A 13,690-nucleotide genomic window follows, 5' to 3' on the forward strand; every position below is an offset into this window, starting at 1 on the left:
GTCGCACACCTTCCGGCGTCGGCCTCGGCGGGAGTTCCACAGCTACCGCTGCTCCGAGGACGATTTCGACGGCGACATCCGCCGCCGGTCGGCCTGTCGAGGTCGGCGCGCTCCGGGGGTTCGGCACGGGCGGTGCTTTCGGCACAGTGCCGGGCGCGGCCGCACGCTGCTCGGGGCGAATCACCTGGCCGACGCGTTCGGGTGGGTGGGCCAGGACGACGGCCCCGCGCGCTCCACCTCCGGCGCAAATGGACAATGGTCCACTGTGATGGGGGACCGCCGGTGCGACTTCGGCGGTGGAAGGTCGAGCTGCGGGTGGAGCACCGCTCTCGGGGTGTGCCGCGGCCGGTGCGGCAGCGACCCCCGCCGCGCAGAGCAGCGGAAACGTAGTGATCAGGGTGCGTGTCAAGGTGTTCATGCCCCAACTCTGGGCGCCGGACAACCCCACCGGGACAACGATTTCGGGAATGTGGACAAGTTTCCCGCATGTGGATATCGCGTACTTCATCCGCGAAATGGCGTCGTTGCCCAGGGGCGATTTCGGACCTGGCCCTGCTCCGCGTAGACTGAGCAAGCGGTTTGTGCTCAGCAGCCATTGCGTGTGCACAGCACGGACCGACTTCGCGCGCCACCCGTGCTCGTCCATCCGGTCGTCGCTCGCAATGCAGACGGTCCGCGAGGGCATGTCAGCGCGAGTTCTCCAGCGGATGAACAGGGAAATCGTCGGCTGGTCCCGGATTCTTCGAATCGGGTCCGGCGGTTTCGGTGGCGCCAGGGCAGTCGATCGCCGATCGACCGCGACAACCGGCAACGAAAGAGAGATACGAAGGCTATGCCTGTCGTAACTATGAAGCAGCTGCTCGACAGCGGCGCGCACTTCGGCCACCAGACTCGTCGGTGGAACCCGAAGATGAAGCGGTTCATCTTCACCGACCGCAACGGCATCTACATCATCGACCTGCAGCAGACGCTGACCTTCATCGACAAGGCCTACGAGTTCGTCAAGGAGACTGTCGCCCACGGTGGCACCGTCCTCTTCGTCGGTACCAAGAAGCAGGCCCAGGAGTCGATCGCTTCCGAGGCGCTGCGTGTCGGAATGCCCTACGTCAACCAGCGTTGGCTGGGTGGCATGCTCACCAACTTCTCCACCGTGCACAAGCGCCTGCAGCGCCTCAAAGAACTCGAGGCGATGGAGCAGACCGGTGGCTTCGAGGGTCGCACCAAGAAGGAAATCCTCATGCTCACGCGTGAGATGACCAAGCTGGACCGCACCCTCGGCGGTATCCGTGACATGGCCAAGGTTCCCTCGGCCATCTGGATCGTCGATACCAACAAGGAGCACATCGCCGTCGGCGAGGCGCGCAAGCTGAACATCCCGGTCATCGCGATCCTGGATACCAACTGCGACCCCGACCTGGTCGACTACCCGATCCCGGGTAACGACGACGCGATCCGTTCCGCCGCACTGCTCACCAAGGTCGTCGCTTCCGCGGTGGCCGAGGGCGTGCAGGCCCGCGCGGGCCAGGCTTCCGGCGACGCGAAGCCCGAAGCCGGCGCAGGCGAGCCGCTGGCCGAGTGGGAGCAGGAGCTCCTGTCCTCGGCGACCCCGGCCGCTGAGGCCGCCGAAGCCGTCGAGACCCCGACCGAGACCCCGGCCGAGGCCGAGGCCGAGGTCAAGGCCGACCCGGCACAGCACACCCCGGCCGACTTCTGAGCTGACCGGTAGCACTACGTTCACCTTGCCGGCCCTTCTGAATTCAGAAGCGGTCGGCAAGGTGGTGTTAACACCCAAGCACCCCACACACGAGGAGGCTCGCCCCCGATGGCGAACTACACCGCTGCTGATGTGAAGCGGCTCCGGGAGCTCACCGGCTCCGGCATGATGGACTGCAAGAACGCGCTGGCCGACTCCGACGGCGATTTCGACAAGGCCGTCGAGGTGCTGCGCATCAAGGGCGCCAAGGACGTCGGCAAGCGCGCCGAGCGTGCGACCGCCGAGGGTCTGGTCATCGCCAAGGACGGCGTCATGGTCGAGATCAACTGCGAGACGGACTTCGTCGCCAAGAACGCCGAGTTCCAGCAGTTGGCCGACGCGATCGTGACCGCGGCCGCCGCGGCCAAGCCGGCCGACCTGGACGCCCTCAAGGCGCTCAAGCTGACCGACGGCACCGTTGACGACGCCGTGCAGGCGCTGTCGGCCAAGATCGGCGAGAAGCTGGAACTGCGTCGCGTCGTGTCCTTCGACGGCCCCGTCGCCACCTACCTGCACAAGCGTGCTTCGGATCTGCCGCCCGCCGTCGGCGTGCTGGTGGAGTACGAAGGCACCGGCGACGCCGCTGCCGACGCCGCGCGTGCCGCGGGCATGCAGGTCGCCGCGCTCAAGGCCAAGTACCTGACCCGCGAGGACGTGCCCTCCGACGTCGTCGACGCCGAGCGTCGCATCGCCGAGGAGACCGCGCGCGAAGAGGGCAAGCCCGAAGCCGCGCTGGCGAAGATCACCGAAGGCCGCGTGAACGGCTTCTTCAAGGACGTCGTGCTGCTCGAGCAGTCCGCCGTCACCGACTCCAAGAAGACCGTCAAGGCGCTTCTGGAAGAGGCGGGCGTGAACGTGAAGCGTTTCGCTCGTTTCGAGGTCGGCCAGGCCTGATCCGCCTGAACTTCACGAATAGCCTCTTCGGCGCGGTGTGATACCGCGCCGGAGGGGCTTTCCTCATGGATCGACCGACCCCACTTCCGGGTGACCGCAACCTGATAGGGCAGGATGGATGCCGCCTGCTCGCCCCGCTCTCGACCTCGCCGAAGGAGACCGACACCCATGACCGACCCGGGTAACGACCGCCCTGGATACAACCGGGTGCTGCTCAAGCTGGGTGGGGAGATGTTCGGTGGTGGCGGGGTCGGCCTCGATCCCGACGTCGTGCAGACCGTGGCCGAGCAGATCGCCGAGATCGTCGAGACCGGCGTACAGGTGGCCGTGGTGATCGGCGGCGGTAACTTCTTCCGCGGCGCCGAATTGGAAGAGCGCGGCATGGAGCGGGCGCGCTCCGACTATATGGGCATGCTCGGCACCGTGATGAACAGCCTCGCCCTCCAGGATTTCCTTCAGCAGCAGGGTGTGGACACTCGCGTGCAGACCGCCATCACGATGGGCCAGGTCGCCGAGCCCTACCTGCCGCTGCGCGCCAAGCGTCACCTCGAGAAGGGCCGCGTCGTGATCTTCGGCGCGGGAATGGGCATGCCCTACTTCTCCACCGACACCACCGCCGCCCAGCGCGCGCTGGAAATCGGCGCCGACGTGGTGCTGATGGCCAAAGCGGTCGACGGTGTGTTCGACGCCGATCCGCGCGTCGACCCGAATGCGAGCATGTTCACCGAGATCACCCACAAGGAAGTGATCGAAAAGGGCCTGAAGGTGGCCGATGCCACCGCGTTCAGTCTCTGCATGGACAACCAGATGCCGATGCTGGTGTTCAATCTGTTGATCAAGGGCAATATTGCCCGCGCGGTCGCCGGTGAACCCATCGGCACCCTGGTTCGGTCGTGACCCCGCACCCGCGGACGATGACGATGACGATGCTGTGGAGGATTCGGTCGTGATTGATGAAGCGCTCTTCGATGCCGAAGAGAAGATGGACAAGGCCGTCACGGTGGCGAAAGACGACCTGGGCAGCATCCGTACCGGTCGCGCCAACCCGGGCATGTTCACCCGTGTGCTGATCGAGTACTACGGCTCGCTCACCCCGATCACCCAGGTCTCGAGCATCACCGTGCCCGAGCCGCGCATGGTCGTGATCAAGCCCTACGAGCAGAGCTCGCTCGGCCTGATCGAGAACGCCATCCGCAACTCCGACCTGGGCGTGAACCCGACCAACAACGGCGACATCCTGCGCATCTCGGTGCCGCAGCTCACCGAGGAACGTCGCCGCGAGATGGTCAAGATGGCCAAGAGCAAGGGCGAGGACGCCAAGGTCTCGATTCGCAACGTCCGCCGCAAGGCGATGGACGAACTCGGTCGCATCCAGAAGGATGGCGAAGCGGGTGAGGACGAGGTCGGGCGCGCCGAGAAGGAGCTCGACAAGACCACCGCCAAGTACGTGGCGCAGGTCGACGAGCTGGTCAAGCACAAGGAAGCCGAACTGCTCGAGGTCTGAGCGCCAGATCTCGCCAGTCCCGCTCGTGCGGGGGATGAACGGAACGACGAGTTGAGCGACGGGACAATCGTGGCCGAAGACGCCGCCGCCACCGGGGCGGCACCGGATCCGATGCCGGACAAGGTCGAGGAGACCGCGGCCGCGCCGCAGGACGAGCAGCCGCCCGCCCCGACCTCACGGGCCGGGCGCAATCTGCCCGCGGCACTGGCTGTCGGGCTGACGCTCGGGCTGTCGTTGATCGCGATCCTGTTGTTCGTCCCGAAGGTGTTCATCGCGGTCGCGGGCATCGGTGTCGGCGTGGCGACCTGGGAGGTCACCAAGCGGCTGCGCGAAGCCGATGTGCTGGTACCGCGGATTCCGCTGCTGGTGGGCGGTCAGGCGGTGTTCTGGCTGGGCTGGCCGTGGGGGGCGAGCGGGGTGCTCGGCGCGTTCGCCGCCACCGCGCTGGTGTGCATGGTGTGGCGCCTGTTCGATCACGGCCTCAGTACCGCGCCGAAGAACTTCCTGCGTGACACCGCGATCGCCGTGTTCACCCTCAGCTGGATCCCGTTGCTGGCCGCGTTCTCGACGCTGCTGCTGCTCGAACCCGACGGCAATCTACGGGTGCTCACCTTCATGATCCTGGTGGTGTGCTCCGATGTCGGCGGCTACGTCGCCGGTGTGCTGTTCGGCAGGCATCCGATGGTGCCCGCGATCAGCCCGAAGAAGTCGTGGGAGGGGTTCTGCGGGTCGCTGGTGTTCAGCGTGATCGGCGGTCTGCTGACCGTCACGCTGCTGCTCGAGGCGAACTCGATGATCGGTGTGGTGCTCGGTGTCGGCCTGGTGGCCGTGGCGACCATCGGTGACCTGATCGAGTCGCAGATCAAGCGGGAACTCGGTATCAAGGACATGGGGACGCTGCTGCCGGGGCACGGCGGAATCATGGATCGCCTGGACTCGATGCTGCCTTCGGCGTTCGTCTCCTGGCTGGTACTCAGCGCGCTGATCTGATCGTCAGGGTCTCTTGGCGGCGTGCCGCAGTTGCAGGATGCGGACTCCACCGACCAGGCCCATCACCAGCGCCCCCGCGATCACCGACAGCAACACGGTGACGCCGAGCGGCAGTTCGAAGTGCCAGAACAGCAGGTTGGTCCGGACCTTGTCGAGATTCTGGATGATGAAGATCAACAAGACGATGCCGAGCAGGGCCGCGGCCAGCAACGCGATCCAGGTGTAGCCGGTGCGCGATCCGTGCACGGCGTCGCGCGGAGCCGGTGCCGGTTTGGTAGCAGGCTTCGCCGGTTCGGCGGGCTTGCTGTGCTTGCCGGTGGGATCGGTCGCCGGCGGGTCGTGCTCGGCCGGTGACGCACCGGATTCCGCATGTGTACTCATGGTTCGATCATGGCCGACTGCTATGGCTCGCGCACGCATCTTCTCGATAACGCCGCCCGGCGTGGCGGGTCAGACGTCGCGTTTGGGACAATGGTGAAACTATGGCCATCTCCCTGCCCCTCGTGTTCGATGCCCCGCGCCGCGGCATGCCGCCGCGCCACCTCGCCGATCTCGATTCGGACGAACGCAAGGCCGCGGTGCAGGAGCTGGGATTGCCGAAGTTCCGGGCCGATCAGTTGGCCCGTCAGTACTACGGCCGACTGCAGTCCGATCCGGCGCTGATGACCGATCTGCCCGCCGATGTGCGCGCGAAGGTCGGCGAGACGCTGTTCCCGCCGCTGCTGTCGGTGGTGCGCAATATCGCCTGCGACGAGGGCGATACCCGCAAAACGCTGTGGAAGGCACACGACGGGACGCTGCTGGAGAGCGTGCTCATGCGCTACCCCGACCGCAACACGCTGTGCATCTCCAGTCAGGCCGGGTGCGGAATGGCGTGTCCGTTCTGCGCGACCGGGCAGGCGGGGCTCACCCGAAACCTGTCGACCGCGGAGATCGTCGACCAGGTGCGTGCCGCCGCGGCGTCCTTGCGTGACGGCGAGGTGCACGGCGGTCCGGGCCGACTGTCCAACATCGTGTTCATGGGGATGGGCGAGCCGCTGGCCAACTACAAGCGGGTGGTGAACGCGGTTCGCCGGATCACGTCGCCCGCGCCCGACGGCCTCGGTATCTCGCAGCGGTCGGTGACGGTGTCGACCGTCGGCTTGGCGCCCGCGATCCGCAAGCTGGCCGACGAGAACATGTCGGTGCGCCTCGCGGTGTCGCTGCACACCCCCGACGACGAACTGCGCGACACCCTGGTGCCGGTGAACAATCGCTGGTCGATCGCCGAAGTGCTCGATGCCGCACGGTATTACGCCGACAAGTCCGGGCGTCGCGTGTCGATCGAGTACGCGTTGATCCGCGATATCAACGACCAGCCGTGGCGTGCGGACCTGCTCGGCAAGAAACTGCACAAGGCGCTCGGTCCGCTCGTGCACGTGAACCTGATCCCGCTCAACCCGACACCGGGCAGTGAGTGGGATGCCAGCCCCAAGCCGGTCGAGAAGGAGTTCGTGCGTCGCGTGATCGCCCAGGGTGTGTCGTGCACAGTGCGTGACACCCGCGGCCAGGAGATCGCCGCCGCGTGTGGTCAGCTCGCCGCCGAGGGCTAGGGGCTCTCGCCGCCGTGACGAGCTCGGGGACATGTCCGAGCTCAGACGATGCTGATCGGTGCGATGAAGTCGTCGTAGGGGAGTGGGCCCGCTACGAAGGCGTTGACCGACATGAAGTTCAGGGTGATGTCGCCGCCGTGGTTGTCCAGGAAGGCGATATCGGAGGCGTCGCGGCCGGTGGCGATGCGCACCAGGCTCGAGCGCGGCGCGAGGCCGGTCGGGTCGTAGGTGCGCCACTCGCCGTCGATGTAGGCCTCGCAGACGGCGTGGAAGTCCATCGGCACGCAGCCCGGCGCATAGACCGCGGCGACCCGGGCGGGGACGCCGACGGCGCGCAACAGCGCGACCATCAGGTGCGAGAAGTCGCGGCAGACGCCGGTGCCGGAGAGCAGGGTTTCCACCGCGCCGTCGATGGGCGTGCTACTGCCGGAGACGTAGGTGATCCGTCTGCCGATCCACGACGAGACGCGATTGGCCACCTCGGGATCGGCTATGCCGTAACCGAATTCGGCCGCCGCGAAGCCGAGCAGCTTGTCCGACTCCGCGTAGCGGCTCGGCCGCCGGTACAGCGCGAGGTCGTAGTCGGAGGGCGGCGCGAGGACGGCGGTGCCCAGGACGGTCGCCTGATAGTCGATCCGCAGGGTGCCCGCGCGCACGTCGAGCACGTGGATCCGGGAACCGTGCGGACCGACCACTTCGCGCGGCGTGCAGAACTCGCCGTCGAGCGAGCATGTCATGGACTCGATCAGATCGAGTCCTGGCTGGCGGGCGACAGCGATCTGACACTGCAGCACCGAATCGGCATGGACCGCGACCTCCAGGCGAGCGGAAACGTCCCGTTTCACGCCCACAGACTGACAGGCGAATCGGGATCAGGCGAACCGAACCGCTCGAGCAGGTTGCGGCCCAGGCGTTATCGTCGTGGGACCGGAACGACGCGTGCGTCCGAGATCGTTGACTATGGCGCGCGAAACAGCCTCTGTCACAGTCACTCTCGAGCTCGAAGCGGGCAATGCCTCGCTGATGATCCTCGGCAAGATGCTCGGTCCGACCGGTGTCGCGCCCTTCGAGGTCAAATGGCGATACGACGCCGCCACCGCGGATCGACGGGGCGAGATCATTCCCGCCGTCATCACGATCGACGCCCGCAAACGCTGGACGATGCGGCTCAAGACCCCACCGACCGCGTCCTTGATCCGTAAGGCTCTCGGGCATCCCGGCTCTCCGCAGCCCGGGCACAAACCGGTCGGGGCGATCAGCCGGGACCAATTGCGCCGCATCGCCATCCGCAAACTTCCCGACTTGAACACCACCGATGTGGAGGCGGCGATGCGCATCGTCGCGGGCACGGCGCGATCGATGGGTGTGCGCGTGGAGGAGTGAGTTGGGGTGTAGTGCCCTGTGCTAGCGCCCATTAGTGTTGGTGATGGTCGGCGGCGGGGATATCCGGCGACGGCCGTGCACTGATTCGGTGGGACAACGGGGGACCATGCTTGCGACGGGGGATGTCTTCGCCGGGTACGCGATCGAACGGCAGCTGGGGCGTGGCGGGATGGGGTCGGTGTATCTGGCCCGGCATCCGCGCCTCCCGCGCCAGACCGCGCTGAAACTTCTGAATCCGGAGTTGTTCGCCGACAACGAGATTCGTGCCAGGTTCGAGCGTGAGGCCGACCTCGCCGCGCGACTGGAGCACCCGAACATCGTCACGGTCTACGACCGTGGCATCGATGACGGGCGCCTGTGGATCAGCATGCAGTTCGTCGACGGTGTGGACGCGGCCACCATCGCGCATCCCGTCCCCGCCGAACGTGCCCTGCACATCATCGAGGGCACCGCGGCGGCCCTGGACCACGCGCACCGCAACGGCGTCCTGCATCGCGACGTGAAGCCCGCCAACATCCTGCTCGCCGACGCCGACGGCAGAGAACGCGTTCTGCTCACCGACTTCGGCATCGCCCGCCCACGCGACGACGTCCACCATCTGACCCGGACCGGCTCGTTCACCGCGACCCTGGCCTACGCCGCCCCCGAACAACTCACCGGCGCCCACCTCGACCACCGCGCCGACCAGTACGCCCTGGCCTGCACCCTGTACGCGCTGCTGACCGGCGTCGCCCCGTTCGAGGCGGCCAACCCGGTGCAGGTGATCCAGGGACACCTCCAGTCCCCACCGCCGTCGCTGCGTGCCCGTCGACCGGATCTGCCCGCGGCCATGGACGCGGTCCTCGCCCGCGCCCTGGCCAAACGTGCCACCGACCGATTCGACTCCTGCACCGAATTCGCCGCCGCCGCACGCCGGGCGCTGAGTGGCACCGGCGCACAACCCACCGTGTTCGCCGGTGCGCGCTCGGTGCCCCGGTACCCCCAGCCGGATCCGTACGGTGACGGCGGGCCCGCGCCGCGATTCGCCGCACCGCAGCCGAATCCGGGCTACGCGCCGCCGCCGATGCCGCGAAGCTCCGGTTACCGCGCGCCGGTGCCGCGACGAAAGGGCGGCCGGGTAGCTGTGGCGGTGTTGCTGACCTTCACGCTGACCATCGGCGGCGCCGTCACCTGGGTGTGGCAGGACGAGAGCACGTGGATATCCGACACGCTGGAACGGTCGCGTGCGCACAAAGATCTGGCCGCGATGTCGCAGGCTTTTCCCCAGATGGTGCCGACCGGATTCGCGGACGGCCCCGGATTCGAAGGTCGTGAGTGTTCGGCGTACGCGAACACGAAGATCCGGAACGAACTCCTGTGGGAGCTGACGTTTCAGCAGGCAGACGCGAAATGGTCGTGCGGCAGCCTGGACAGCGCCGATACCGACTATTTCTTCTATGCCTTCGCGACCGCGGCAGGCGCAGTCGAGGCAGTGAATCGGTTTCGTGGTGAGACCGGTGACCAAGGAAACGCGTCGACGGGGTCGCGTACCGACCACCATCGCGAACAGGTCTACAACGGCGGATACAGTGGCTCCGCCGTGGTGTCCACCTTCAGCGATTCCGCGCGAGAACGGTGGGTGCTGGTATTCCAGCGCGGCTCGGCTTTCACCACAGTCGAGGCCGATATGCCTGTTCTCCTCGCCGACATCGCCCGCTTCCCACTGGGTTGAACCTGCCACACAGCGGTGTACTGCACCGATTCGCGGGTGCCGGCGTTTGGTAGGGTCCAGGCCGTCGGACGAAGAGCGAGATTCGGGGGTCAGAGTGGTTTCTGACGGGACGGTGTTCGCCGGCTACACGATCGACCGGCAGCTGGGCCAGGGCGGGATGGGGTCGGTGTATCTGGCCAGGCACCCGCGTCTGCCCCGATGGACGGCGCTCAAGCTGCTGAATCGGGAGCTGTTCTCCGACAAGGAGATCCGGGCCAGGTTCGAGCGGGAAGCCGACCTGGTCGCCCAGCTCGACCACCCCAATATCGTCACCGTGTTCGATCGCGGCGTCGAGGGCGATCAGCTGTGGATCAGCATGCAGTACATCGACGGGATCGATGCCTCCTCGCTGGATCCGCATTCCCTGCCGCCGGACCGGGCGCTGCAGATCATCGGTGAGACCGCCGCCGCGCTCGACTACGCGCATCGCGCGGGGGTGCTGCACCGCGACGTCAAGCCCGCCAACATCCTGCTGGCGCGCTCCAGCAGCCAGGAGCGGGTGTATCTCACCGACTTCGGCATCGCGCGTCTGCGCGACGATTCGGGTCATCTCACCGAGACCGGATCGTTCACCGCCACGCTGGCCTACGCCGCGCCCGAGCAGCTCACCGGCGCCGCACTGGATCACCGCGCCGACCAGTACTCCCTCGCGTGCACGCTCTACACGTTGCTGACCGGCAGCGCACCCTACGAATCGACCAGCCCGGCCGCGGTCATCACCGGTCATCTGCAAGCGCCGCCACCGCCGATCAGTCCGCGCCGCGCGGGCCTGCCGCCGGTGCTCGACGCCGTGATGGCGCGTGCGCTGGCCAAGCGACCCGCCGACCGGTTCAGCTCGTGCGAGGAGTTCGTCGACGCCGCGCAGCGGGCGGTGCGCACCGGAACCACCGGTGCCCGCCCGATCGCCCGGCCGACCTCGGGGTCGCACGCGCAGCCGTTCGTCGGCATGCAGCCCATGCGCCCGGTGAGTTCGACGGGCACTCCCCTCCCGCAGTACAACCCCGCTCCGATGCCTCCGCGGATGCCGCAGCCGCAGTACGCGCCCACGCCGCAGTATTGGCAGCCGCAACCGGCGCCGATACCGAATCCGCCGCCGCAACGCGGTGGCTGGGGATCAGCGCTGGGCACCTACGCGGTCCTGTTGGTCGTCGTCATCGTGATCGCCGGCGTGATCGCGCTGCTGGCCAACCTCTGATCGGCTCGTCGACCCGATCGGCGGGTGCCATATTCTGGTCAGAATGAGCGACTTCGACGTCACCGCCGCCGACTCCATCGACCTCGACCGGTTGCGTCGCTTCGTCGCCGTCGCCGAGGAGTTGCACTTCGCCCGCGCGGCCAAAGCCCTGCGGATCCCACGGCAGGCGCTGAGCGCCACCGTGATCGAGCTGGAGGAAGAACTCGGCACCCGCGTCTTCGTACCGGGCGCCTCGCCCACCCAGCTCACCGACAACGGCACCGCGCTGCTCGCGCGTGCCAGGGACCTGATCCGGGTGCGGGAGCAGGCCGAACGGGAGCAGAAGCCCGACGCGCCCGCGAGCCTGCGGGTGGGGTTCGTGCCGGGGGTGACGGTGTCGAAGTGGGCTCGGATCTGGGGCGAGCGGCTACCCGACCACCCGCTCGAGGTCGTCGGCGTCGCGCAGGGCGAGCAGGAGTCGGTGCTGCGCGAGGGGCGCGTCGACCTGTGCTTCGTCCGGCTGCCCATCGACCGAACCGCGACCAACGCGATCGCGCTGTGGCAGGAGACGCCGGTCGCGGTCGTGCAGAAGGACGACGCGCTGTCCCTGCTCGAGTCGATCAGCCCCGCGGATCTGGCCGACGAGACGATCCAGGCCGGCGCCGATCTCGATCAGGCCGTCGACACTCTCGCGCTGGTCGCCGCGGTGGGTGGCGCGGCGATCATGCCGCAGTCGATTGCGCGCCTGCATCACCGCCGCGACCTGGTCTACCGCCCGATCAGCGACACCGAGTTCACCGAGATCGCGCTGGCGTGGCCCGTTGGGACCGACAGCGATCTGCTCGAGGAGTTCGTCGGCATCGTGCGTGGCCGCTCGGCCAACAGCTCGCGCGGCGGCGTCGCCGAACCGGAGCAGCGCGCCGCGGTGCCCGCGCGCAAACCAGCGCCGAAGAAGTCCGCGGCCAAGAAACCGGCGCCGAAGAAGCCGGTCGCGCGTGGCCGCAAACCGGCTCGGCGCGGCCGCTGACAGACGAAAACGCCTGCGGCGCAAAGTAATTGCCGCAGGCGTGGACGTACTTGTCGTCGAAGAACTACTTCGGCATCCGCCGGGTGAGCGAGTCGACGACCAGGATGAGCGCCATCACACCTGCCAGGCCGACGAGGAAGATGTCCTCGACATGACCCTGGTGGTTGCCGATGGTCATCCCGAGCAGGGCCACGACGACGACCCAGCCCGCGATGCGGAAGGTCTTGCGCGACTCACCGCTCCAGCCCCATGCTGCCGAGGGCACCTCGGCGGGGTCGACGCTGGTGGCGACGGCACGCTCGGTGCTGGCTTTATCGAGGTCCGTGGCTGCCACGATCGCTCCTAAGGGCTCGAGTTCTGGTTGGGCGAGTGAGCATATCGTGGCATACGACCGTCCGTCGTAGCCAGCAGCCCTGCCACAATGGGCCCGTGTCCCACCCCGCAACGCGTGCCGCGCACGCCAGTTCCCCCTCCACCGATCGGGTGAAGGTGCTGCTTCTCGGCAGTACCGGTTCGATCGGTACCCAGGCGCTCGAGGTGATCGCCGCCAACCCCGACCGCTTCGAGGTGGTCGGCCTGGCGGCACGTGGCGGCAACCCCGCCCTGCTCGCCGAGCAGATGACCGCCACCGGCACCCGCAACGTCGCCGTCGCCGATCCCGCCGCCGCCCAGGCGCTCGACCTGGAACTCGGCGGCCCCGATGCCGTGACCGAACTGGTCCGCCGCACCGACGCCGATGTCGTGCTCAATGCCCTGGTGGGTTCGCTGGGTCTGGAACCCACCCTGGCCACCCTGCACGCGGGCACCCGCCTGGCGCTGGCGAACAAGGAATCCTTGGTCGCGGGCGGCTCCCTGGTGACGCGCGCGGCCGCACCCGGCCAGATCGTGCCCGTCGACTCCGAACACTCGGCGCTGGCCCAGTGCCTCCGCGGCGGCCGCGCGCAGGAGGTCGACCGACTCGTGCTCACCGCGTCGGGTGGACCGTTCCGCGGCTGGACCACCGAGATGCTCGAATCGGTGAACCCCGCGGAGGCCAAGACCCACCCGACCTGGTCGATGGGCCCGATGAACACCCTGAACTCGGCCTCGCTGGTGAACAAGGGCCTGGAACTGATCGAGACCCACCTGCTCTTCGGCGTGCCCTACGACCGCATCGACGTCACCGTCCACCCCCAGTCGATCGTCCACTCGATGGTCACCTTCACCGACGGCTCGACCCTGGCCCAGGCCAGCCCCCCTGACATGAAACTCCCCATCGCCCTGGCGCTGGGCTGGCCCGACCGCATCCCCGGCGCGGCCGCCGCCTGCGATTTCGGCACCGCCTCCACCTGGACCTTCGAGCCGGTCGACCACGAGGTCTTCCCCGCCGTCCGTCTGGCTCGACAGGCAGGGGAAGCGGGCGGCAGCGTCACCGCGGTCTACAACGCCGCCAACGAGGTCGCCGTGCAAGCCTTCCTCGACGGCAAGATCACCTTCCCCGCCATCGTGCGCACCGTCACCCGCGCGGTAGAGGCCGCCGACCGCTGGCACGCCGAACCCGATACCCTGGACGACGTCCTCGCGGCCGACCGCTGGGCACGGGAGTACGCCGCGAAGACCATCGACGGTGAAACAACGTCCTGA

General features: G+C 67.7%; 14 protein-coding genes. 11 read left to right on the forward strand and 3 right to left on the reverse strand.

What is annotated here, in order from left to right; genetic code table 11:
* Positions 1-832: 832 nt before the first annotated feature.
* The 5 genes from rpsB to ACFVJ5_RS18335 all read left to right on the forward strand — a co-directional run bounded on the left by rpsB (position 833) and on the right by ACFVJ5_RS18335 (position 5,141).
* Complete coding sequence (gene rpsB, locus ACFVJ5_RS18315) at positions 833-1,714, forward strand: 30S ribosomal protein S2 (RefSeq protein WP_379221470.1); 882 nt, start codon at positions 833-835, stop codon at positions 1,712-1,714.
* A 108-nt stretch (positions 1,715-1,822) separates the two neighbouring features.
* Positions 1,823-2,647, forward strand: a complete 825-nt coding sequence (gene tsf / locus ACFVJ5_RS18320) for a translation elongation factor Ts (protein WP_379221472.1) — start codon at positions 1,823-1,825, stop codon at positions 2,645-2,647.
* A gap of 168 nt (positions 2,648-2,815) precedes the next feature.
* Positions 2,816-3,544, forward strand: coding sequence for a UMP kinase (gene pyrH / locus ACFVJ5_RS18325; RefSeq protein WP_378607015.1), 729 nt, complete (start codon positions 2,816-2,818; stop codon positions 3,542-3,544).
* Positions 3,545-3,593: 49 nt separating this feature from the next.
* Complete coding sequence (gene frr / locus ACFVJ5_RS18330; RefSeq protein ID WP_101468579.1) at positions 3,594-4,151, forward strand: ribosome recycling factor; 558 nt, start codon at positions 3,594-3,596, stop codon at positions 4,149-4,151.
* A gap of 111 nt (positions 4,152-4,262) precedes the next feature.
* Entirely contained in the window at positions 4,263-5,141 is an 879-nt protein-coding gene (locus ACFVJ5_RS18335; protein WP_379221906.1) for a phosphatidate cytidylyltransferase, read from the forward strand.
* A gap of 3 nt (positions 5,142-5,144) precedes the next feature.
* On the opposite strand, the gene ACFVJ5_RS18340 is transcribed toward ACFVJ5_RS18335, so the two are convergent.
* Positions 5,145-5,522 (reverse strand): lipopolysaccharide assembly LapA domain-containing protein, encoded by a 378-nt coding sequence (locus ACFVJ5_RS18340; RefSeq protein WP_379221474.1) that lies wholly within the window; start codon positions 5,520-5,522, stop codon positions 5,145-5,147.
* Positions 5,523-5,623: 101 nt separating this feature from the next.
* On the opposite strand from ACFVJ5_RS18340, the gene rlmN reads away from it, so the two are divergent.
* Complete coding sequence (gene rlmN, locus ACFVJ5_RS18345) at positions 5,624-6,733, forward strand: 23S rRNA (adenine(2503)-C(2))-methyltransferase RlmN (RefSeq protein WP_378626392.1); 1,110 nt, start codon at positions 5,624-5,626, stop codon at positions 6,731-6,733.
* A 41-nt stretch (positions 6,734-6,774) separates the two neighbouring features.
* Here the strand turns inward: rlmN and ACFVJ5_RS18350 are convergent, their stop codons facing one another.
* Positions 6,775-7,578, reverse strand: coding sequence for a transglutaminase family protein (locus tag ACFVJ5_RS18350; RefSeq protein WP_379221476.1), 804 nt, complete (start codon positions 7,576-7,578; stop codon positions 6,775-6,777).
* Between the two features lie 115 nt (positions 7,579-7,693).
* Between ACFVJ5_RS18350 and ACFVJ5_RS18355 the strand changes: the two genes are divergently transcribed.
* The 4 genes from ACFVJ5_RS18355 (at position 7,694) to ACFVJ5_RS18370 (ending at position 12,067) form a co-directional block, all read left to right on the forward strand.
* The gene (locus tag ACFVJ5_RS18355) at positions 7,694-8,116 is read left to right on the forward strand and encodes an uL11 family ribosomal protein (protein WP_379221478.1); all 423 of its coding nucleotides are present in this window, start codon (positions 7,694-7,696) and stop codon (positions 8,114-8,116) included.
* Between the two features lie 106 nt (positions 8,117-8,222).
* Positions 8,223-9,827 (forward strand): protein kinase, encoded by a 1,605-nt coding sequence (locus ACFVJ5_RS18360; protein WP_379221480.1) that lies wholly within the window; start codon positions 8,223-8,225, stop codon positions 9,825-9,827.
* Positions 9,828-9,921: 94 nt separating this feature from the next.
* Positions 9,922-11,061, forward strand: a complete 1,140-nt coding sequence (locus tag ACFVJ5_RS18365) for a serine/threonine-protein kinase (RefSeq protein ID WP_379221482.1) — start codon at positions 9,922-9,924, stop codon at positions 11,059-11,061.
* 43 nt (positions 11,062-11,104) lie between these two features.
* A complete protein-coding gene (locus tag ACFVJ5_RS18370; RefSeq protein ID WP_379221484.1) occupies positions 11,105-12,067 on the forward strand; it encodes a LysR family transcriptional regulator in 963 nt (320 codons plus the stop codon).
* A gap of 64 nt (positions 12,068-12,131) precedes the next feature.
* On the opposite strand, the gene ACFVJ5_RS18375 is transcribed toward ACFVJ5_RS18370, so the two are convergent.
* Positions 12,132-12,401 (reverse strand): DUF2631 domain-containing protein, encoded by a 270-nt coding sequence (locus ACFVJ5_RS18375; RefSeq protein ID WP_378626399.1) that lies wholly within the window; start codon positions 12,399-12,401, stop codon positions 12,132-12,134.
* 95 nt (positions 12,402-12,496) lie between these two features.
* Here ACFVJ5_RS18375 and dxr point away from each other — a divergent pair, with 95 nt between their 5' ends.
* Positions 12,497-13,690 carry a 1-deoxy-D-xylulose-5-phosphate reductoisomerase gene (gene dxr / locus ACFVJ5_RS18380; RefSeq protein WP_379221486.1) on the forward strand — a complete coding sequence of 398 codons (1,194 nt, stop codon included), beginning with the start codon at positions 12,497-12,499 and terminating at the stop codon, positions 13,688-13,690.

The sequence above is a fragment of the Nocardia sp. NPDC127606 genome (assembly GCF_042671725.1).
Lineage (GTDB): Bacteria > Actinomycetota > Actinomycetes > Mycobacteriales > Mycobacteriaceae > Nocardia.